The following is a 19,797-nucleotide window of genomic DNA, read 5'->3' as shown; positions in this document are numbered from 1 at the left end:
CCCAATCAGGGGTGCACAAACGTGTCGCGTCATCGCTGCAACGGAGTCAATATCATCCTTTAGCGGAAAAATCACCCGCTGTCAGCCTGCCAAGAATCTGTTTTATAGGCCAAAACAACAGGAGTTTCGCCGATGTCCGATCAGTTGTCCAATGCCCAGCCGCAGTTCCTGACGGTCGGCGAGGGTGAGGCGGCGCGTGAGATCGCCATGCTTGTCCGCCCGGCGCGAGCCGGCAATGGCGCACCGGCACTCGTCTGGTTGTCCGGCTACCGCTCCGACATGAGCGGCACCAAGGCGGTGGAACTCGACGGGCTGGCGGCGGAACTTGGCGCCGCCTGCATCCGCCTCGATTATTCCGGCCACGGACTTTCCGGCGGCAGCTTCGGCGACGGCACGATCTCGCGCTGGCTGGAGGAGGCGCTTGCCGTCATCCGCCATGTCGCGCCCGATCGGATAATCCTCGTCGGCTCGTCGATGGGCGGCTGGATCGCGCTCAGGCTGGCGCAGGAGCTTGCGCGGCAGGGCGGCCCAAAGCTCGAAGGCCCAAAACTCGAAGGCATGGTGCTGATCGCCCCGGCACCCGATTTCACCTCCGAGCTGATCGAGCCGAACCTGAAGGCCAAGGAGCGCAAGTCGCTGGCCGAGCGCGGCTATTTCGAAGAGCGCTCGCAATATAGTCCCGAACCGAACATCTATACGCGGGCGCTGATCGAGGATGGCCGCGAGAACCGGGTGCTCGACGGCATCATCGAAACAGGCTGCCCGGTGCATATCCTCCAGGGCATGAAAGACGCTGATGTGCCGCATGCACATGCGTTGAAACTGGTCGAACATCTTCCCGCCGACGACGTGGTGCTGACCTTCATCCGCGACGGCGACCACCGCCTTTCCCGCCCCGGCGACATTGCGCTGCTCGTGAGCGCCGTCAAAGGCATCATCCGTTCATCAACAAATAGGCAGATGCCCGCTTGAATGGCATCGGCGGATAAATTCGCCTGATACAGGTCCCCACGCCGTTGCATTTTAACCATGTCGGCGAGTCGCAAGGTCCTACCAAGAAGTAACGATTGACTCTTTCCGGCCCTCTCCATTAACACTTTGTTAATAAATAAGGGGCGATGCAAGGAAAGAGCGGGCGTGCGGATCAAGGGTATTTTTGTGGCCATGATGGCCGTGTTTGCGATGGCAACGGCCGCCATACCGGCCCCAAGCAGAAATGCTTCAATGGTAACGGGCAATGCCACCTCACAGCCGATCGGCCACTACGATTTCTGTCAGATCCACCGCAATGAATGTGGCGCAAACCGCAACGCAGGCCCGGTCGCCATGAACCCGGGGAAGTGGTCGCTCGTCCGTTTGGTCAACGCCACGGTCAATCGCACCATCACGCCGATGACCGACAAGGAAATCTACGGCAAGGATGAGGTGTGGGCCTATCCGACCACCGCCGGTGACTGTGAGGATTTCGCTCTGCTGAAGCGCCGCATGCTGATCCAGCGCGGCTTTTCGGCGGCCGATCTGCTGATGACGGTCGTGCGCAAGCCGGATGGCGAAGGCCATGCGGTGTTGACGCTGCGCACTGCCGAGGGCGATTTCGTGCTCGATAACCTCGCCTCCGACGTCAAGCCGTGGTTTGCGACGCCCTATTCCTTCGTCAAGCGCCAGTCGAGCTACAATGCCGGCCGCTGGGTCACCATCGAGAACGGCCGCGACGTCCTGGTCGGCGCTCTGCGGTAAGGGTTGCAATAGAGAATGTGGAAAGGCCGGCGATTTGCCGGCCTTTTTGTTTTGTGGGTTTCGGACGCCGCACCGTCTCCCGACCCTTCGCTTTTGGCTCAGGGCGTTCGTTGCTGCAATCGATTCACTGGATCGATTGCTCGGGCTATGCCCGACCGCAACTCACCCATTCCCGATCAGGATGCCGGCGCCGAGCACCAGGCTGCCGCCGAGCACCACCTGGAAGGCGGCGCGCAGGAAAGGGGTTTCCATGTAGCGGTTCTGGATGAAGGCGATGGCCCAGAGTTCGAAGAAGACAACGACGGCAGCGGTGATCGTCGCCGTCCAGAAATGCGGGATCAGATAGGGCAGTGCGTGGCCGAGACCGCCGAGCGCCGTCATGATGCCGCAGGCAAGGCCGCGCTTGACCGGCGAGCCTCTGCCGGAGATCTTGCCGTCGTCATGGGCGGCTTCGGTGAAGCCCATCGAAATGCCGGCGCCGACGGAGGCCGAAAGTCCGACGAGGAAGGTCTGCCAGGTATCCTGCGTCGCGAAGGCGGCAGCGAAGATCGGCGCCAGCGTCGAGACCGAGCCATCCATCAGCCCGGCAAGGCCCGGCTGCACATAGGTCAGCACGAATTGCCGGCGCACTGTCTCGTCCTCGTCGTGCTTGACGTCTTCCGGCGTATGTTTGTCGCCCAGCATGCGGGCAATATCTTCATGCCCCTGTTCGGCGAGGGCGAGATCACCGAGAAGCTGGCGCGTCGAGGCGTCCGAGGTCCGCTTTGCCGCCTCGACATAGAAGCGATAGGCCTGCTCCTCCATCGCCTCGGTTTCCCGGCGCATCGCATCCAGCGAAAGGTTTGCCCTGAGCCAGTCCGGCTTGCGCTCGTAGAAGCCCTCCACATGCTCGCGCCGGATCAACGGAATGCGCTCACCGAAACGCTGGCGATGGATCTCGATCAACGACTTGCGATGCGTGTCCTCGACCTCGGCCATGTCCTCGAAGACCTTGGCCGAGGCCGGAAATTCGCGGCGCAGTCTGTCTGCATAGGCAAGATAGATGCGGGCATCGTCTTCCTCGGAGGCGATCCCAAGGGCAAGGATCTCCTGCTCGGACAGCGACTCGAAGGATCGTTTCGAGGATCTGAAAAACCGCGCCAGCATGATCTTCTCCAATTTTTAGAATTATTCTAAATCTAAAGAACACGGCGATGACGGTCAAGTGCGTGAGGCAATTCAAAGTGCTACAGCGCTGACAGATTGCCGCAAGCGGCGCGGGCGACTTTGGCTCGCCGCCATAGACACCTATATGGAGGCTGCCGCATCACGCGGCGCCGGGGTTTTGGAATGGACAATGACATTCAGGGCCGCCCTGCTCATGTCGCGGCGATCCGCGAAAGGGCGGAGGCCGAGATGCGGGACATGGGCGTCGACGCGGCCTTCATCGACAGGCTGGTAGAGACCTTTTACGGGCGCGTGTTAACGCATCCCGATCTCGGCCCGGTGTTCGACGCCAAGCTGGCCGGCCGCTGGCCGGAGCATATGGCGAAAATGAAGGGCTTCTGGTCGGCTGTCGCCTTCCGCAGCGGCGCCTATGGCGGCAAGCCGGCGCAGGCGCATACTCATGTGGCAAACCTGACACCGGATCTCTTTCCGAAGTGGCTGTCGCTGTTTGCCGCAACACTCGACGACATCGCCCCGTCGCCGGAGGCCAAGGCCTGGTTCATGGCGACGGCGGAACGGATCGCCAAGAGCCTGGTGCTGTCGCTGTTCTACAATCCGGCTCTCGACGATCCCAAGCGCAAACCCGCCTGATCTAAATTAATGAAATAGCGCAGGCATTCACCTCTAAGTCTTCGCCGCCGAGGCGGTGGCGCCGGCGCTGGCCGCCACCACGAGCGCCGTACCCAGTATCTGCAGCGCAGTCATCGGCTGGGCGAGGATCAGAAAGCCGGCGAGCGCGCCGATCGCCGGTTCGAGGCTCATCAGGATGCCGAACGATGCCGACGGCATGCGCCGCAGCGCCACCATTTCCAGCGCATAGGGCAAGAGCGGCACGAGGATGGCAAGGCCGAGAACCTCGACCAGTCCCTTCAGCGTGAAGGCGCCCCCTGTCTCGGCAAGGCCGAAGGGGGTTGCGACGAGGCCGGCAACGATCAGCGACATCGAGAGGCCTTCCAGACCCTTGAAGGCAGCGCCGACCTTCTTCGTCAGCAGGATATAGACCGCCCATCCCACGGCCGAGCCGAGGGCAAAGAGGACGCCCGGGAGATTGCCGACCCAGCCTTCGCCGTCATGGGCGAGAAAGAGAATGCCGGCCGCAGCGATCAACGGCCAGGCGAGCCGCCATGTCAGACCATAGCCGAAGACGGCGACCGAGAGCGGCCCGAGGAAATCGATGGCGATCGCCAGGCCGAGCGGCAGCCGCTGGATCGCCGCGAAGAAGCAGAGCGTCATGGCGGCCGTCGTCGTGCCAAGCAGCAATGTCGCCCGCCACTGGGCGCCGCTATAACGCAGCACCGAAGGCCTGACGACGACGGCAAGGATGATCGCCGCAAAAGCAAGCCGCAGCCAGGTGGCGCCGGCAACGCCATAGGTCGCAATGGCTGGCGAAGACAGTGCTGCGCCGAACTGGATCGAAGACATCGACATCAGGCACATCGCGACACCGGCCGCCAAGCCGCCCGAACTCGGCGATACGCCCGGCTGCGCAATCAAGGCTGCGCCGTCCGTCCCGGTCTCGATATTCTTGATGTCCATGTGGCCCCCGATCCTGGCGCGGTTCTAGGCCGAAGACGGGTGAGAACCAAATTCAAACTTTTCATGCCGGGATCAAGAGCGCTGATGCTGAGGCGCCAAAGATCGGCCAGCAAGGATGACCTCTTCGGCGTCTTCAAAGCTCATGTCGAAGACCTTCCTGCCGATGTCGAAGCTGAAGCCGTTGCGGGCGGAAGCCGAAAGCTCTTTCGCCTTTCGCTTTTCGTCGAGCTCGACCCGGCGGAAGGGGCCGAAGGCGCGTTTGCGGGCAAAGATCGCTGCGGCATAGAGATCGTCAGCCTCCTCAAGTGCCACTTCGACCTTGTCGCTGGAGACGCCCTTGGCAGCAAGCTTCTGGGCGATCGCGCGCTTCGATTTACCGCCGCGCACGGCCGAGCGCGTGCTGATCTCCGCATAGGCGCTATCGTCGAGCACCTTGTTGTCATAGGCAAATTTGACGGCGAAATCGGCAACGGCCTTGAGTTGCGCCGCGCTGATATCCTCGAATTTCTCCTTCGCCTTGCGGGCAATGGCGTCAAACAGCTGCTTTTCCGTCATCATCCGCCGCTCGAGGCGATAGACGGTGGAGTTGCGCGCCCAGCTCAGCATGCGGGGTGTCGGAATGTCGGAGGGAACGGTCTCGTCGGTCATCGGCAGAGATCAGGCTTCCAGGCCCTTGAGGCCCTTGAGGACATTGGCGACGTTGAGGCCGATCTCCGGCACACCGTAGCCGCCCTCCATGCAGGCGAGCACCGGCAGGCCGGCGGCTGATATCATCGCGCCCATGCGGGTGAAATCGTCGGAGGTGAGGCTGAAGAAGGAGATCGGATCGCGCTCGAAAGTGTCGACGCCGAGTGCCACGACGATCGCCTCGGCGCCGAAGGTCTTGATGCGGGTGAGCGCATCGGCAAGGGCCGAAGACCAGACATCCCAAGGCGTGCCCGGGAGCATCGGATAGTTGCGGTTGCTACCTTCGCCCTCCCCCTCGCCTTCCTCGTCGGCATGGCCGAGGAAATAGGGAAAGGCATGCATGGGATCGCCATGCAGCGAGGCGGTGAAGACATCGCCTCTGTGATAGAAAAGATCCTGCGTGCCGTTGCCGTGGTGGAAATCGACATCCAGCACCGCGACTTTCCTCGCACCATGGTCGAGCAGCCGCTGCGCCGCGACACCTGAATTGTTGATGAAGCAATAACCGCCGAAGAGATCGATGCCGGCATGGTGGCCGGGCGGGCGGCAGAGCGCGAAGGCGAAACGATTGCCGGCATTCAGCCAATCGGCGCCTGTGATCGCGCAGCGCATGGAGGCGATCGCCGCCTCGTAGGAGCCCTTGGTGATCGAGGTATCGGCGGCATTGGCGTAATGGCCGATCGCGCCGACGATATTGTTGGGCACGCGCTGGCTGGTACGGCGAACGGCGAAGGAATTGGCGATCGCCTCGCCGGTGAAACCGGCCGCCACCCAGCGGTCCCAGACGGTGGCAAGAAAATCCAGATAGGCGGGATCATGCACCTCTAGCGCCGTTTCCAATCCATGCGCATCAGGCGCCACCACGTCGGTAAAGCCCACCTCCTTGACCGCCGCCAGGATCCATTCGGCGCGAAACGGCGCCTCGAAGGGCGTCACCAGTTGGCCGGCATGCAGCTCGGTCCTGGCATCGCGCAGCTTGTGGTCTTCGGAATAGATGACGCGCATTTCAGATCCTGCCCTTGATTGACGATGGAGATTTACACGGCTCGGCCGCGACAAAAAAGTGGCGCGCCGTCTTGAACGTCCAGGCGGATGACGCCACCTTCGCCGGTGTTTTGAGAACGAGGAAATATTCCGCATGAAAGTGCTGATGGTCGATGTCGACGGCGTACTCATTCATGGTCGCCCCGCCGACGGCCTGCCTCACTTCACCTATCTGGAACGCGACCTCGGCCTGCGGGTCGACCTGCTGCAGCAGGAATTCTTCCAGACCCACTGGCGCGATATCATCGTCGGCCGCGAGGCACTGGAGCCGAGGCTCGCCGGCGTTCTCGCAAAGATTGCGCCCCACCTCAGCGCCGAAACACTGATCGACTACTGGTTCGAAAACGATTCCCGTCTCGACCGCAATCTGCTCGAAGAACTCGCTGCTCTCAGGCAAAGCGGCATCACTCTCTTGCTGGCGACCAACCAGGAGCATAGGCGGGCACGCTACCTGATGGAGCAGATCGGCCTTAGCGCACATTTCGACGACATCATCTATTCCGCAGCACTCGGACACAACAAGCCTTCTCCCGATTTCTTCCGGCTGGCGACCGAGCGGGCCGGCGTGCTGCCCGGCGACATCGCCTTCATCGACGATATGGCCGAAAACATCGAAGCGGCGCGACAGTTCGGCTGGAATGCGGCGCAATGGACGGCGGGCACGACGCTTGGCGGCGCGCTTCCGGTCTTCGCCAGGCCGGCATGAGCGGGGCCGGCGCAATCAGGTAAGCCGCTTGTAGAACAGGGTGGTGGCGCAGAAGCCGCCTTCCGGCCACAGCGCGTAATCGGGGATGACACCGACACGCTGCCAGCCCAGGCGCGGATAAATCGCCTCGGCATCGCTGCCGGTTGCCGTGTCGAGCACGAGCAGGGTCTTGCCGCGGCTTGCCGCCTCACGCTCGGCGGCATCCATCAGCAGCCGGGCGAGCCCCTTGCCGCGGGCGGAGCGATGCACCAGCAGCTTCTTCAGGTCGCCGCGATGCGGCTGGTTCGGCATCTGCGCGGCACCCACCTGCACGGTACCAACGATCCTGCCGTCGAGTTCGGCAACCAGCAGCAGATTGCCGCCGGTGGCAACGGCATCGGCGACATCACGCCAATAGGGCTCGGCATCCTCAGGGCCATAGGGCTGCATGAAGCCGACGGAGGCGCCGCCCGCGACACAATCGACAAGCACCTGCGAAAGGGCCGGAACGGCGGCGCGGGCCTCCTCGGCGGAAAGGGTACGAATAGCAGGCATGCTGTTCTCCTGAAATGAATACTGTTATCGGCCGCCGCGATCGAGCACGACGCAATAGCGTGCCGGCATATTGCCGGGATTGTGGAAGAAGTGGCCCTCGCCGACCGGCATGAAGAGGCAATCGCCCGGCCGCAGCCGGTAGACGATCTCAGCCGCCGTCATCTCCAGCTCGCCGTCGAACAGCCAGATATGCTGCGTCATGCCATGGGCGCTCGCATGCGGGGGGAAGCTGACGCGGGCGCCGGCCGGGAATTCAACCTCGACGATATCGACATCGGAAGCCGTGCCCGGGGGTGAAACAGACCGTCTGATATAACCGGTCTCCGGATCGCGCCAGACCTGCTGTTCCTGCCTCCGGGCGAGCGGCGAGGCCTGCCCCTCTTCCGCAAAGAAGGCCGACAGCGACAGGCCGAGCGCGGCGCAGATCCTCGCCAGCAGCGAGGCGGTCGGGCTCGCCTCCGCCCGCTCGATGCGCGAGATCATCGCCCGGCTGACGCCGGAGGCCGCAGCAAGATCATCGAGCGTCAGAGCCTTTTCCTGCCGCAGCGTGCGGATGCGGATGCCGATCGCCCGTTCGAGTTCCGGTTCCATTTTCCAATTTCGTGATTCCACTATAAGAGAAATACATTATCCGATGATGGAATCAAGTGCCCACGAAAAGCGGCCAAACGCGCCTTGCTTTCGCCGCTGCGCCGTCCATATATGGCGGCGTAATCCGAGGAGAGAGTGATGGACGCCAGCACGCAGAGCACGGAACTGACAGGAAGCTTCACGGCTGCCGCTTGGGACAGGATCGCGCCCATCATGGCTGAAATCGAGGCATTGCCGCTGCTGCAGCGCCTTTCGGACGGCACGCTGCCGCCGGAGGTTTTCCGGCACTACATCCTGCAGGATGCGCTCTACCTCAAGCATTATGCGCGATGCCTGGCGATCGTCGCGGCCAAAGCGCCCGACAATGCGCAGGTCCTGCGCTTCCTCGGTTCGGCGCAGAAGGCGATCACCGTCGAACAGGGCCTGCATGCCGGCTTCCTCACCCAATTCGGCATCACCTCCGCCGATGTTACATCAGCCGAGCCCTCGCCGGCCGGCTTTGCCTATACGAACTTCCTGCTTGCCACCGCCTATCACAACTCCTACGCGGTGGCGCTGTCCTCCATCCTTCCCTGCTTCTGGATCTACTGGCACGTCGGCGAAGCGATCAAGAACCGGCCTGTTATCGAAGGCAATGCCTTCCAGGCCTGGATCAACACCTATGGCGATCCGCAATTTGCCGCCGGTGCCCGCGAGGTGATCGCGCTGACCGACATCGCCGCCCGCGCCGCATCGCCGGTGGAACGGGCGCAAATGACCGATGTCTTCGTGCGCGCCTCGCAATATGAATGGATGTTCTGGGATTCGGCCTGGCGGCTGGAGACGTGGCCGGTCTGACAGGCGCCCGATAGAGGACGAAATAGCGTAAACAGCGGGATAATTAGCGCTTTGCGGCAGGGGGCGGCGCTGCTATATGGCGCGCATGAGCACCAATTCCACCACTCCGCTGTCCCATATCCGCAACTTTTCGATCGTGGCCCATATCGACCACGGCAAATCGACGCTGGCCGACCGCCTGATCCAGACGACGGGCGGCCTTGCCGAGCGCGAGATGTCCGAGCAGGTGCTCGACAATATGGATATCGAGCGCGAGCGCGGCATCACCATCAAGGCCCAGACCGTGCGCCTGCATTACCAGGCGAATAACGGCGAGAAATACATTCTCAACCTGATCGACACGCCCGGCCATGTCGACTTCGCCTATGAGGTCTCACGGTCGCTGTCGGCCTGCGAGGGTTCGCTGCTTGTCGTCGATGCCAGCCAGGGCGTCGAAGCGCAGACGCTCGCCAACGTCTACCAGGCGATCGACAACAATCACGAGATCGTCACTGTCCTCAACAAGATCGACCTGCCGGCCGCCGAACCCGACCGCATCAAGGAGCAGATCGAGGAAGTGATCGGCATCGACGCTTCGGAGGCGGTGCTGATTTCGGCGAAGACCGGCCTCGGCATTCCCGATGTGCTGGAGGCGATCGTCCACAAGCTGCCGGCGCCGAAGAGCCCCGGCGGCGAAAAGGCGCCGCTGAAGGCGCTGCTGGTCGACAGCTGGTACGATGCCTATCTCGGCGTCATGGTTCTGGTCCGCGTCATCGACGGCGTGCTGACCAAGGGCCAGACGGTGCGGATGATGGGCACCGATGCGAAATACCAGGTGGAGCGCGTCGGCGTGCTGACGCCGAAGATGGTCAATATCGACCGCCTCGGCCCCGGCGAGATCGGCTTCATCACCGCCTCGATCAAGGAAGTGGCCGATACCCGCGTCGGCGACACGATCACCGAAGACAAGCGGCCGACGGCCCAGGCGCTGCCGGGCTTCAAGCCGGCCCAGCCGGTGGTGTTCTGCGGCCTCTTCCCGGTCGATGCCGCCGATTTCGAGGATCTGCGCGCCGCCATGGGCAAGCTTCGCCTCAACGACGCCTCCTTCTCCTTCGAAATGGAATCTTCGGCGGCACTCGGCTTCGGTTTCCGCTGCGGCTTCCTCGGCCTGCTGCATCTCGAAATCATCCAGGAACGGCTGGAGCGCGAGTTCGACCTCGACCTCATCGCCACCGCACCCTCCGTCGTCTACAAGATGTACATGACCGACGGCACGGAGCGCGAGCTGCACAATCCGGCCGACATGCCAGATGTCGTCAAGATCTCGGAAATCCACGAGCCGTGGATCCGCGCGACGATCCTGACGCCCGACGACTATCTCGGCGGCATCCTGAAGCTCTGCCAGGACCGCCGCGGCATCCAGATCGAACTCACCTATGTCGGCACGCGCGCGATGCTGACCTACGACCTGCCGCTCAACGAAGTCGTGTTCGATTTCTACGACCGGTTGAAGTCGATCTCGAAGGGTTATGCCTCCTTCGACTACACGCTGACCGACCACCGCGAGGGCAACCTCGTGAAGATGTCGATCCTCGTCAACGGCGAACCGGTCGACGCGCTGTCGATGATGGTGCACCGGACGGCCGCCGAAAAGCGCGGCCGCGACATGTGCGAGAAGCTCAAGGAGCTGATCCCGAAGCACATGTTCAAGATCCCGATCCAGGCGGCGATCGGCGGCAACGTCATTGCCCGCGAGACGATCTCGGCGCTGCGCAAGGACGTGACCGCGAAATGCTACGGCGGCGACGCCACCCGCAAGCGCAAGCTGCTCGACAAGCAGAAGGCCGGCAAGAAGCGCATGCGCCAGTTCGGCAAGGTGGAGATCCCCCAGGAAGCCTTCATCGCCGCGCTGAAGATGGGCGACGAATAACGCTTCTCAACGGTATTTTATGCGCATACACTGTGCGCATAAAATTGAGGAGATCGTTATGGCTCAGCGACCAAGAAAAGCAGCGAACCTGTCTCTTGATGAAGGTCTCGTTTCCCAGGCGCGCGAGCTCAAGATCAACATATCCCGGGCGGCGGAAGATGGTATCGCACAAGCCATAAAGGCGGAGCGCGAGCGGCTTTGGCGTATCGAGAACGCCGAGGCTATTGCCGCTTCCAATGCCTATGTCGAAAAGCACGGTCTGCCGTTTCAGAAATATCGACAGTTCTGATGGCTCGGTTTCATGTTTACAATCTTATGCATACCGACGCGCTTGCCCTCGATCTGCAGTCCGACTTGCTTGGTGAGCTGACAACGCGGACCATGGCGCCGATGCTTCCATTGCAAGCGCTTCCCAAAATCATGCGTCAGCTCAATCCACAATTCGTGATCAATGACCTGCCCTATGTGATGGCTACCCAATTCACCGGCGCAATTTCCGTAAAGGAGATTGGAGGCGTGGTGGCGGATCTTACCGCCGACAGTGATCGAATTATCGCCGCCGTCGATTTTCTCTTCCAGGGTTTCTGAGCCTCATCCCCTGCCCATATATTCCTTCACCAGCCCCTCATAGGCGTCCATTTCAGGCAGCGCCGCGTAGCTGTACACCGCCCCGGTCTCGGCGAATGACAGCTTCTCGCTTGTCCAGGTTTCGATGAAGGGCGTGAACCAGCTCGGATCGTCGAGCATGGTCGCGCGCAGATTGACGAACCAGTCCATGCCTTCCGGCCGGGTGAACATCCAGCTCATGCAATGCGGGCAGAAATAATGCTTCGTGACGCCATGCAGGCCGCCGATCACCGGCTCGCCTTGCGTCACCTCGAAGCCTTCGCTTGGGATGGCCGCACTCAGCGAATAGGCGCTTGATGTCATCTTCTGGCACCCCGTGCAATGACAGGCCATGGTGAGCAGCGGCGGGGCGCTGATCTTCAATCGCACCCGGCCGCAACGGCAGCCGCCCTCCATCGGTAAATTCAGTTCGCTCATGCCTCCCTCCCGTTTTGCCCTCTCATCTAGCGGAATGATCGCCGCTGTCGAGATGGCGAGGGGCCATCACGGGATAGGAGCCGGCGTTAGCGGATGCGGGCCGGATTGCCGACTACGGTTGCGCCGGCCGGCACATCCCTGGTGACCACCGCACCGGCGCCGACGATCGCGCCGTCGCCGATGGTGACGCCGCCGAGGATGATGGCGCTGCCACCGATCCAGACGTCGTTGCCGATGGTGACCGGCCTGGCAATCTCGATGCCCGTGCTGCGAAGTGCCGGCTCCTTGTGATGCTCGGCGCAATAGATCTGCACCCCCGGGCCGAACATGCTGCGATCACCGATCGTCACCCGGCCGGAATCAAGAATCGTGCAGCCGGCATTGAAATAGACGCGTTCGCCGAGAGTGATGTTGATGCCGTAGGAGCAGTGAAACGGTGCTTCGATGAAGACATTGAGTGCTGCCTGCGCAAAGAGTGCCCTCAGGGCCGGAGCCATCGCGCCGCGCTCATCCGGCGGCAGCGAGTTATGCGCATGGACGGCCATGCGCGCCTGCCGGCGCAAGAGATCGAGCTCGTCATCGAGGCAGCAATACCATTCGCCTACCGCCATCTTTTCGCGTTCACTGGCCGCCATCGCATCACCCCTCACGCCGAGGCCTGCGACAGCATTTCGACCTCTTCCCGTTCGATCAGGCTGACCCAGGCGCGCGCAATGGCAAGGCCCGCGGCATTGGCGGCTCCGCCATGCCTTGCCGCCAGCTCGGCATGTTTCTCCAGCCAGCCCGGCGCAATACGCGCGATCGTGTCGGGAAATTCGGCCTTCCATTGCTCGACGACGTCCAAATTGGCCTCGAAATGGAACTGGGTGCCATAGACGGCGCGACCGATGCGGAAGGCCTGGTTCTCGGCAACGGGGCTCGAGGCGAGACGCACCGCGCCCTCAGGCAGGGAAAACGTGTCGGCATGCCATTCGAAGATGGTGAACTCGCCGCCAAGCGCCAACAGCAGCGGATCGGCCCGGCCATCGGCGGTGACGCCGATCCGGTGCCAGCCGAATTCGCGGGCGATCCCTAAGTGATTGTCGGCGCCATAAGCGCGGGCGAGAATCTGGCTGCCGAGGCAGATGCCGAGCACGGCCTTGCCGGCATCGCCGAAGCGGCGCGTGAGCCGGGCGAGCTCCGGCAGATAGGGATGGGTTTCGTCATCCAGCGCGCTCTGCTCGCCGCCGAGAACGACCAGCGCGTCATGGCCGGATATCTCTTTTGGCAGGATGCCGTCCTGCCACACCCGGAACCATTCGATCTCCGCGCCCGCTTCTTCGAGCGCTGCGGCAAGCGCGCCGAGGCCGGTATTCCGCATATTTTCGATGACTGCGACGCGCATAGGCTCTTCCTGGTATGGCCGACCACGGGAAGAGACCATGCCGGAGGACGGCGCGCAAGACGCCAGAACAGGATTCAGGCTTTAGGCCGGTTCGGCCCAAAATCTGAATCCTGTTCTTAATTAAATAGTTGGAGCATGATGTCGCCCGAAAACCGCTCACACTTTTCGGCATCATGCTCTAGCGAGGGCGATTGCGCGCACGCGCCACAGGGCTTAAATCTCAGCAAACGAAAGGACATCGCCATGACCGAAAAAGCCCGCGTCACGATCCTCTACTGCACCCAGTGCAACTGGCTGCTGCGCGCCAGCTGGATGGCGCAGGAGCTTCTGCACACCTTTTCCGACAGCCTCGGTGAAGTGGCGCTGATCCCCGCTACCGGCGGCAATTTCGAGATCCGCGTCAATGGCGATCTGATCTGGGAGCGCAAGCGCGACGGCGGCTTTCCCGGGCCGAAGGAGCTGAAGCAGCGGGTCCGCGACATCGTCGAGCCCGGCCGCGATCTCGGCCACGTCGACCGCGTCTCGCTCGAAAGCTGACCACGACCGCTCAGCGATAGGGCGAGCGGCAGGTCTTGTAGATGCCCTCATAGGTGAGGAAACGATCGGTCCTCGGATTGTAGGAGCGGTATTCGTTGCTGCACCAGGCGGCATGGCTGTTCATGTCACGCGCCTTCGGCTGCACCCTTTGCACCGGCGGCGGATCATAGGTCAGCTGCGGCGGCCCGGCAGCGCCCGGCCGGTAATAGGTCGGCCCCGCGCCGCGCGGACGGTAGTTCGGCTGGACATAGGCGGGACGATGCCATTGCTGCGGCCCGAAGCCGAAGCAGCCGCGAAAATCGCAAAGCGTCGAGCCGGTATTGAGCGGCCCGACCCCGCGCTTGCCCAGCTTCAGCGAATCGGCCCCGGCGATGGCGGGTGACAAAACGGCCAACAGACCGGCGAGCAGAAGCGTGCGGGGAGCAAGCATGATGCATTCCTTTCGATATTTCCTCTATATAGGGCGTGCCAACCGGAGCGCTATGCCCACCCTTCGGCGCTCCCTCGCATGTGATCGGCCGCTTTTTCGCCAACTGTCAGAAAAACTTCAAAAACCCAGTTGACAGTCAGGGGCCACCCCCTTACATCGCTCTCCGTCGCCCAGATGGCGGAATTGGTAGACGCGCCAGCTTCAGGTGCTGGTACCCGAAAGGGTGTGGAGGTTCGAGTCCTCTTCTGGGCACCATTCCATTCTTGATCGCTACCAAGATCAAGGAGTTAAGCCTTTTCAACTAAAGTTGCGCAGGCCTTGCAACAAAGGCCAGTCGCGATGCGCGCAAGGGCTTGTTCGCTCAATAGCTCCCAAGAACTCTCCGAAGTCCTCATTTCTAGACGCTTATTCCCGCCGCTCTTGATAGCTGGCCTGCATTGACTCCCTCACTCCCAAATGCGAACATAAAGCGAACAAAATGGAGTCTTGCTGATGATCCGATACGCCGCACCCGCCGCCAGCAACCCCGAGCCTATAAAGGCTCGCGAGGTGTCAGCCGCCAAGCCGGCCATTGAAATGCCGCCCCCTAAGCCGGTCATTGAGGTAGCCGCTGCGGCGCCTGCGGCCGGCCCGCTGCTGCCCGGCTCCGAGGCAGACGAACTCGGCTCCTACACTCGAGCGAAAACCACCAAGCCAGCACGCCGTGCGGCAACAAAGCGTAAGTCCAAGGTCGCCGAGGCAGACGACGCTCCACTCCAGCTTAATCTGGAGACTTAGCCGCAACGATCCGGCCAAGGTATGGCAGAGCCTGGGAACTCCCACCATAATCTATATAGCACTTCGGAATCCCGAAATTGGCTGATGGATTGAAATCATTGAATGTTTCTCCGCGACGACAGCCCACGAAAGGCGTCGGATTTCGGAATCCCGAAGCGGGGGAATTTCGAGATTCCGAAGTGGGATTTTTCTTTCTGCCGACGCGCCCGCCTTTGTCGGCGGCCATCGGCCGGCGGAATGGGATCCGGCGCCGTCCTGTCCAGATCAGCCGCCGTCTGTGCCGTCAGCCGCTGGAGGCTACCACAACAGCACGACATTGCAGCAGTCGGCCCGAAGCGTTCACCGCACCGGCTGATAGTGGCCGCGCAGGGGGACCTTGTCGTCCATCGAGATGAAGCCGTCGCGTTCGCAGACATACATCAGCGTCGGCATGCCGCCGGAGCGGAAGATCTCGTCGTAACGGCGGCGGATCTGCACGGTTTCGGTGCGGCAATTGTAGGAATCCTCCTCTTTCTTGTCCGGCTGCGCCTTGACGCCGGGAAGACCCTTATAGGGATAGAGGGGTTGAACCCCGGAATCGACGGATTTTGTCCAGTCGACGGCAAAGGCGGACGCCGGGGCGAGGCTTGAGACGGCAACGAGCGATATCAGAAGCATCATCAACAGCCGCATGGGAACTCTCCTGCCGGCAATAGGCCGCTCTTCCGATGTAGGAAAACCGGCGACCGTCATCAAGCGGCCGCAGCGGGGGACTTCCTGAAATAACTTCTGATGACGGGATGGCCGAAGAGACCGGCGAGGATCGCAAAACCGGCGCCGATGACGAAACCCGCGAGAAAACCGCCGATGACGCCGGCAACCAATAGAATCGTCTTTCCGGGACCGTCTCCCTTGACCGGCGGCTCGGCCGGCGAAATGACGCGAATGTTACTCTGGTTGAAGTTCTGTTCCTCGCTCGTCTGGCCGGAGCGTTTCAGCACCGTCTCGTAAATATCGCGCGCCGCCGTCGCCTTGCGCTGCAATTCGTTCAATTCCACCTGCTTGTCGGAGGTACTCGCCTGCAGCGCCTTCTGCACGGCAAGTTCCTTGGCGATGCTGTCCTCGGCGGCCTTGGCCTGCTCGTATTCGCCCCTTGCCGAGGTGGCGAGACGCTGCAATTCGCCCTTGATTTCGCCTGATATGCTCTGCAGCGAGGAGCGGGCCGCCTGCAGGCGCGGATGACGCGTGCCCATCTGGCTTTCGAGGCTGCCGACGGCGGCGGCCTGGGTGGCATATTGCTGACGCAGACTGACGAGCGGCGAGGTGACGCCGCCCTCCGCCTGGTTGCCGGCGACGATGTCCTCGACGCGGAGATTGGCGACGGCATCGGCGCGCGCCTTCGCCTGGATGGTCTTTTCCTGTGCCGTCACCAGCATCGTGTTCAGCGACACGAGCCGCTGATCGGAAATCAGGTTACCTTCTGTCGCGGCCATGTCGTTGTCGGCGCGGAAGGTTTCGACAGCCTGCTCGGCCTCCAGCACCTTCTGGCGCAGGTCGTTGAGGCGTCCGTCGAGCGTCGAGGAGGTATTTTCGTAAATGCCGTTCGAAGCACTGTTCTCTTCCTCGGTGAAGGAGGTGACGACCTGGTTGGCAAGCCTTGCGGATTTTTCGGGATCATTGGTCGTGGCGGCAAGCGAGACGACATAGGTGCTGGCCTCACGGGTGATGACCAGCGCCTTTTGCAGTGTGCCGATCACGGCGGCGCCATCCGTGCGGCCGCCGGTGAATTCGGGATCCTGGTCGAGCTTCATGGCTTCAGCGACGCGCCGCAGCACATTGCCCGAGGTCAGGATCTGCACCTGGCTATCGATCAGCGCCGAGATCATTTCCGGCGAGGGACCCGAAGATTGCGCGCCGGTATCGGCAAGGCCGATCTGGCGCGGGTCGAAATAGAGGCTGCTGACGGCGGTGAATTTCTGGGCGATGCGCGGCGCCACCGCCCCGCCTGCCACAGCTCCGAGAAGCGCCAGGCCCAGCACGATCAGCCGTCGGCTCCAGATCGCGGCGATACTCGAGCGGAGGTCGAGAAGTGGTGCCGCAGGCGCGGATGCTGCGTTCGACGGCGCGTCGACGACAGGTTGTTTTGGAAGCGGCGGCGGAGGTGCCGGACGCTCATACTGGCGGGTTTCCGTAGTATTTTCCGGCGGCACGAAAGGGGGCGAAGCGGGTTCGGGCGACGGCCGGACGAAATCATCCGGGCGGATGACGGGACTGCGCATGCGCACGCCTTCCGGCGCAGTCTGAGATGGCTCAAAACTGCGCCAGCCAGGGAGCCGGCTTACCCTGTTCCTGTCATACTGGTTCATACGCGCACTCGTGTCCCGCCCAGCGTGAAAGACTGAAGCCGAGGTGCTGATACTTTAGAAATTCTTAGCTAACGGACCGTTAAAATAACTTCAGCGACGCCGACGTTGCGATTGCCGCGATAGCGAGGATGGCCATGAGGACGACACGACATCTGACAGCGCTGCTGCTTGCGGTCGCTCTCACCCCGTCGCCGGTCCTTGCGGCTGAGGCCCCGTGCTACCGCGGCGTCAATTTGTCCGGCGGCGAATATGGCGAGCGCGGCGGCATCTATGGCACCAACTATACCTATCCCGGCGAAGACACGATTAGCTATTTCGCCAAAAAGGGCATGACGATCATCCGACTGCCCTTCCGCTGGGAGCGGCTGCAGTCCGCACTCGGCGGGCGGCTCGACGAGGACGAGCTCAAGCGGCTCAAGGATACCATCGGCCTGATCCGCAAACACGGCATGGCGGTTCTGCTCGACCCGCATAATTTCGGCTATTACGACAAGACCCAGGTCGGCACGGCGCCGGCAACGGATGCCGCCTTCGGGGATTTCTGGGCAAGGCTCGCCGTTGAATTCGCCAATCAGGACGGTGTTCTCTTCGGCCTAATGAACGAACCGCACGACATCAAGGCGACCGACTGGCTGGATGCCGCCAATGCGGCGATCCGCAGCATCCGCGCCGTCGGCGCGCGCAACCTCATCCTGGTGCCGGGCACAGCCTGGAGCGGCGCGTCAAGCTGGGAAAAGGATGTGATCGGCGGCGCCAACGGCACGGTGATGCTCGGCGTGCGCGATCCACTCGATTTCTACGCCTATGAGGTTCACCAGTATCTCGATGCCGATTCCTCCGGCACCCATCCGACCTGCGAAGGCTCGACTGCTGCGGTCGAGGCGATCGCCGGGGTCACCGCCTGGCTGAAGCGGAACCACAAGCGCGGCTTTCTCGGTGAATTCGGCGCCTCCGCCGACAAGGACTGCATGAGCGGATTGACCGAAATCTACGCCACCATGACTGATAATAGCGACGTCTGGCTCGGCTGGTCCTACTGGGCGGCCGGCGAATGGTGGCCGGCGGACGAGCCCTTCAACGTCCAGCCGCGCAAGGGCTCTGAGCGGCCGCAGATGCGGCTTCTTGCCGAGGCGGCAAAAGCCGATGCCGGCACTTGCTCCGCCGTCAAGCCCGCGGGGAAATGAGCATGGCAGTCGTCGATCACAGGACAGCGACATTCCCTGTAGCCGGCAACCGGCTCGATGCTGCCCGCGAGGCATCACGCACCGATCATACGGTGTTCTGGCTCGGCCTGCTCTCCGTGCTCTACAACGGAATTCTGGCCTTCATCAACCACAACATCGTGCCGCTGTCGATGACGCATGTCGCAGCCAGTGAAGGCCTGATCATGGCAAGCGCCATCATCTACATCCTGCACAAGGGGATCTACGAGACTGACCTGCCGGCCTTCCTGTTCCTGCTGTTCACGCTCATCGTGACCATCTATGTCAGCGTGCTCAACCGCATGCTGTTCATCGATCACTTCCGCAACGTGCTGATCATCTTCTGCTTTACCGGGCTCGGCGGCTGGAGCAACGAGAAAACGATGAAGCTCGCCTTTCGCTGGGCAAGTCTTGCCGTCATGATCTTCCTGATCTTCGAGATCATCAGCGTGCCGTTCTATGTCAGCATCGTCCACCCGTCCGATTATTTCGCCAATACGCGCGGGCTGCTGCCGCTGAGCTACAACACGACGGGCCTCTTCCAGAACGCGCTCGGCTTTCCCGAACGCTTCTCCTTCGGCATCATCGACCATCGTTCCTCCTCGATCTTCCTCGAACAGGTGTCGCTGGCCAATTTCTGCGGCGTGATCGCGGTCTACCTGATCTCGATGTGGGAGAGGCTTGGCCGCTGGGACCGGTTGCTGATGATCAGCACGGCCGTGCTGATCCTGGTGACGAACGACACGCGCACGATGCTGATCTTCTGCTTTGCCTGCATCGTCGGCTACTTCGTCTTTCCGAAGATCCCGAAGAATTTCAATCTGGCGCTGATGCCGCTGATCGTCGCCGCCGGCTTCCTCGTCTACGTGATGAAACCCAATGCGACGGGCGACAATTTCACCGGCCGCATCAACCTGACGATGAAGAAAATCATGGAGCTCGATCCGCTTGCCATCCTTGGACTTTCGGTCGACCGGGTCGCCGAATTCGCCGACAGCGGCTATGTCTACCTGATCTACGCGGCGACGATCTTCGGCGTCATCGCCTTGTGGCTGTTCGTCTGCCTCTTTCCCGCCGGGCGCACGGCGGCGCAGCGGCGCTGCGCCCATTCACTTTCTCTTTTCATTTTTCTGAATATGATGATCGGGGGAACCGCGGTCTTCTCGATGAAGATCGCCGGTCTCCTATGGTTCGTCGTCGGATATATGCGCTTCCACGACAGCCCGCGCATCCGGCAGGGTCGTCCGGCAGATGTATTGAGTTGACCGCAGCGGCGCCTGTCCGCGCGAGC

24 protein-coding genes and 1 tRNA gene are annotated in these 19,797 nt (G+C 62.0%); 13 read left to right on the top strand and 12 right to left on the bottom strand.

What is annotated here, in order from left to right; translation table 11 throughout:
- The first annotated feature begins 132 nt into the window (after positions 1-132).
- Positions 133-972, top strand: coding sequence for an alpha/beta hydrolase (locus U5G49_RS23245; protein WP_193446441.1), 840 nt, complete (start codon positions 133-135; stop codon positions 970-972).
- 165 nt (positions 973-1,137) lie between these two features.
- Positions 1,138-1,737, top strand: a complete 600-nt coding sequence (locus U5G49_RS23240) for a transglutaminase-like cysteine peptidase (RefSeq protein ID WP_018244382.1) — start codon at positions 1,138-1,140, stop codon at positions 1,735-1,737.
- Between the two features lie 162 nt (positions 1,738-1,899).
- Here U5G49_RS23240 and mbfA read toward each other — a convergent pair whose 3' ends face one another.
- The gene (mbfA, locus tag U5G49_RS23235; protein WP_018244381.1) at positions 1,900-2,883 is read right to left on the bottom strand and encodes an iron exporter MbfA; all 984 of its coding nucleotides are present in this window, start codon (positions 2,881-2,883) and stop codon (positions 1,900-1,902) included.
- Positions 2,884-3,066: 183 nt separating this feature from the next.
- Here mbfA and U5G49_RS23230 point away from each other — a divergent pair, with 183 nt between their 5' ends.
- A complete protein-coding gene (locus U5G49_RS23230; protein WP_131631004.1) occupies positions 3,067-3,534 on the top strand; it encodes a group III truncated hemoglobin in 468 nt (155 codons plus the stop codon).
- A 33-nt stretch (positions 3,535-3,567) separates the two neighbouring features.
- On the opposite strand, the gene U5G49_RS23225 is transcribed toward U5G49_RS23230, so the two are convergent.
- The 3 genes from U5G49_RS23225 to U5G49_RS23215 form a co-directional block, all read right to left on the bottom strand.
- Positions 3,568-4,479 carry an EamA family transporter gene (locus tag U5G49_RS23225; protein WP_018244379.1) on the bottom strand — a complete coding sequence of 304 codons (912 nt, stop codon included), beginning with the start codon at positions 4,477-4,479 and terminating at the stop codon, positions 3,568-3,570.
- 72 nt (positions 4,480-4,551) lie between these two features.
- The gene (gene recX, locus U5G49_RS23220; protein WP_193446442.1) at positions 4,552-5,127 is read right to left on the bottom strand and encodes a recombination regulator RecX; all 576 of its coding nucleotides are present in this window, start codon (positions 5,125-5,127) and stop codon (positions 4,552-4,554) included.
- Between the two features lie 9 nt (positions 5,128-5,136).
- Complete coding sequence (locus U5G49_RS23215) at positions 5,137-6,171, bottom strand: histone deacetylase family protein (RefSeq protein WP_131631002.1); 1,035 nt, start codon at positions 6,169-6,171, stop codon at positions 5,137-5,139.
- Between the two features lie 133 nt (positions 6,172-6,304).
- Here U5G49_RS23215 and U5G49_RS23210 point away from each other — a divergent pair, with 133 nt between their 5' ends.
- Positions 6,305-6,916, top strand: a complete 612-nt coding sequence (locus tag U5G49_RS23210; RefSeq protein ID WP_193446443.1) for an HAD-IA family hydrolase — start codon at positions 6,305-6,307, stop codon at positions 6,914-6,916.
- Between the two features lie 15 nt (positions 6,917-6,931).
- Here U5G49_RS23210 and U5G49_RS23205 read toward each other — a convergent pair whose 3' ends face one another.
- Both U5G49_RS23205 and U5G49_RS23200 read right to left on the bottom strand, forming a co-directional pair.
- Complete coding sequence (locus U5G49_RS23205; RefSeq protein ID WP_018447939.1) at positions 6,932-7,450, bottom strand: GNAT family N-acetyltransferase; 519 nt, start codon at positions 7,448-7,450, stop codon at positions 6,932-6,934.
- Positions 7,451-7,474: 24 nt separating this feature from the next.
- Positions 7,475-8,041 (bottom strand): helix-turn-helix domain-containing protein, encoded by a 567-nt coding sequence (locus tag U5G49_RS23200; protein WP_193446444.1) that lies wholly within the window; start codon positions 8,039-8,041, stop codon positions 7,475-7,477.
- A 138-nt stretch (positions 8,042-8,179) separates the two neighbouring features.
- On the opposite strand from U5G49_RS23200, the gene tenA reads away from it, so the two are divergent.
- The 4 genes from tenA to U5G49_RS23180 all read left to right on the top strand — a co-directional run bounded on the left by tenA (position 8,180) and on the right by U5G49_RS23180 (position 11,375).
- Complete coding sequence (gene tenA, locus U5G49_RS23195) at positions 8,180-8,878, top strand: thiaminase II (RefSeq protein ID WP_193446445.1); 699 nt, start codon at positions 8,180-8,182, stop codon at positions 8,876-8,878.
- Between the two features lie 76 nt (positions 8,879-8,954).
- Positions 8,955-10,787, top strand: coding sequence for a translation elongation factor 4 (lepA, locus tag U5G49_RS23190; RefSeq protein ID WP_003544593.1), 1,833 nt, complete (start codon positions 8,955-8,957; stop codon positions 10,785-10,787).
- 58 nt (positions 10,788-10,845) lie between these two features.
- A complete protein-coding gene (locus U5G49_RS23185; protein WP_018447942.1) occupies positions 10,846-11,076 on the top strand; it encodes a type II toxin-antitoxin system CcdA family antitoxin in 231 nt (76 codons plus the stop codon).
- Complete coding sequence (locus U5G49_RS23180) at positions 11,076-11,375, top strand: CcdB family protein (protein ID WP_065276977.1); 300 nt, start codon at positions 11,076-11,078, stop codon at positions 11,373-11,375. Before U5G49_RS23185 ends, U5G49_RS23180 begins: the two co-directional genes overlap by 1 nt.
- A 3-nt stretch (positions 11,376-11,378) precedes the next feature.
- Here U5G49_RS23180 and U5G49_RS23175 read toward each other — a convergent pair whose 3' ends face one another.
- From U5G49_RS23175 to U5G49_RS23165, 3 genes are all read right to left on the bottom strand, one after another.
- Complete coding sequence (locus U5G49_RS23175; RefSeq protein WP_018244370.1) at positions 11,379-11,831, bottom strand: GFA family protein; 453 nt, start codon at positions 11,829-11,831, stop codon at positions 11,379-11,381.
- 86 nt (positions 11,832-11,917) lie between these two features.
- Positions 11,918-12,466, bottom strand: coding sequence for a sugar O-acetyltransferase (locus U5G49_RS23170; RefSeq protein WP_128408876.1), 549 nt, complete (start codon positions 12,464-12,466; stop codon positions 11,918-11,920).
- An 11-nt stretch (positions 12,467-12,477) separates the two neighbouring features.
- Complete coding sequence (locus tag U5G49_RS23165; RefSeq protein ID WP_193446446.1) at positions 12,478-13,254, bottom strand: type 1 glutamine amidotransferase; 777 nt, start codon at positions 13,252-13,254, stop codon at positions 12,478-12,480.
- A 204-nt stretch (positions 13,255-13,458) separates the two neighbouring features.
- On the opposite strand from U5G49_RS23165, the gene U5G49_RS23160 reads away from it, so the two are divergent.
- Positions 13,459-13,752 carry a SelT/SelW/SelH family protein gene (locus tag U5G49_RS23160; protein ID WP_026265540.1) on the top strand — a complete coding sequence of 98 codons (294 nt, stop codon included), beginning with the start codon at positions 13,459-13,461 and terminating at the stop codon, positions 13,750-13,752.
- 10 nt (positions 13,753-13,762) lie between these two features.
- On the opposite strand, the gene U5G49_RS23155 is transcribed toward U5G49_RS23160, so the two are convergent.
- Positions 13,763-14,182, bottom strand: a complete 420-nt coding sequence (locus tag U5G49_RS23155; RefSeq protein WP_193446447.1) for a BA14K family protein — start codon at positions 14,180-14,182, stop codon at positions 13,763-13,765.
- Positions 14,183-14,350: 168 nt separating this feature from the next.
- Between U5G49_RS23155 and U5G49_RS23150 the strand changes: the two genes are divergently transcribed.
- Together U5G49_RS23150 and U5G49_RS23145 are read left to right on the top strand one after the other, a co-directional pair.
- Positions 14,351-14,437: transfer RNA gene (locus tag U5G49_RS23150), tRNA-Leu, on the top strand.
- Between the two features lie 237 nt (positions 14,438-14,674).
- On the top strand, positions 14,675-14,959 hold the full coding sequence (locus U5G49_RS23145; RefSeq protein ID WP_018447946.1) for a hypothetical protein: 285 nt from the start codon (positions 14,675-14,677) through the stop codon (positions 14,957-14,959).
- Positions 14,960-15,298: 339 nt separating this feature from the next.
- Here U5G49_RS23145 and U5G49_RS23140 read toward each other — a convergent pair whose 3' ends face one another.
- On the bottom strand, positions 15,299-15,631 hold the full coding sequence (locus U5G49_RS23140; protein WP_018447947.1) for a hypothetical protein: 333 nt from the start codon (positions 15,629-15,631) through the stop codon (positions 15,299-15,301).
- A 59-nt stretch (positions 15,632-15,690) separates the two neighbouring features.
- A complete protein-coding gene (locus tag U5G49_RS23135) occupies positions 15,691-17,304 on the bottom strand; it encodes a GumC family protein (protein ID WP_018244364.1) in 1,614 nt (537 codons plus the stop codon).
- A 134-nt stretch (positions 17,305-17,438) separates the two neighbouring features.
- Between U5G49_RS23135 and U5G49_RS23130 the strand changes: the two genes are divergently transcribed.
- Both U5G49_RS23130 and U5G49_RS23125 read left to right on the top strand, forming a co-directional pair.
- Complete coding sequence (locus U5G49_RS23130; RefSeq protein ID WP_018447949.1) at positions 17,439-18,488, top strand: glycoside hydrolase family 5 protein; 1,050 nt, start codon at positions 17,439-17,441, stop codon at positions 18,486-18,488.
- Between the two features lie 2 nt (positions 18,489-18,490).
- Entirely contained in the window at positions 18,491-19,771 is a 1,281-nt protein-coding gene (locus tag U5G49_RS23125) for a hypothetical protein (RefSeq protein ID WP_131630992.1), read from the top strand.
- Positions 19,772-19,797 lie beyond the last annotated feature (26 nt).

Origin of the sequence: Rhizobium indigoferae (genome assembly GCF_034554815.1) — a bacterium.
Lineage (GTDB): Bacteria > Pseudomonadota > Alphaproteobacteria > Rhizobiales > Rhizobiaceae > Rhizobium > Rhizobium leguminosarum.
Note: the sequence above shows the minus strand (reverse complement) of the source record. Positions and strands in the feature narration are given on the sequence as shown.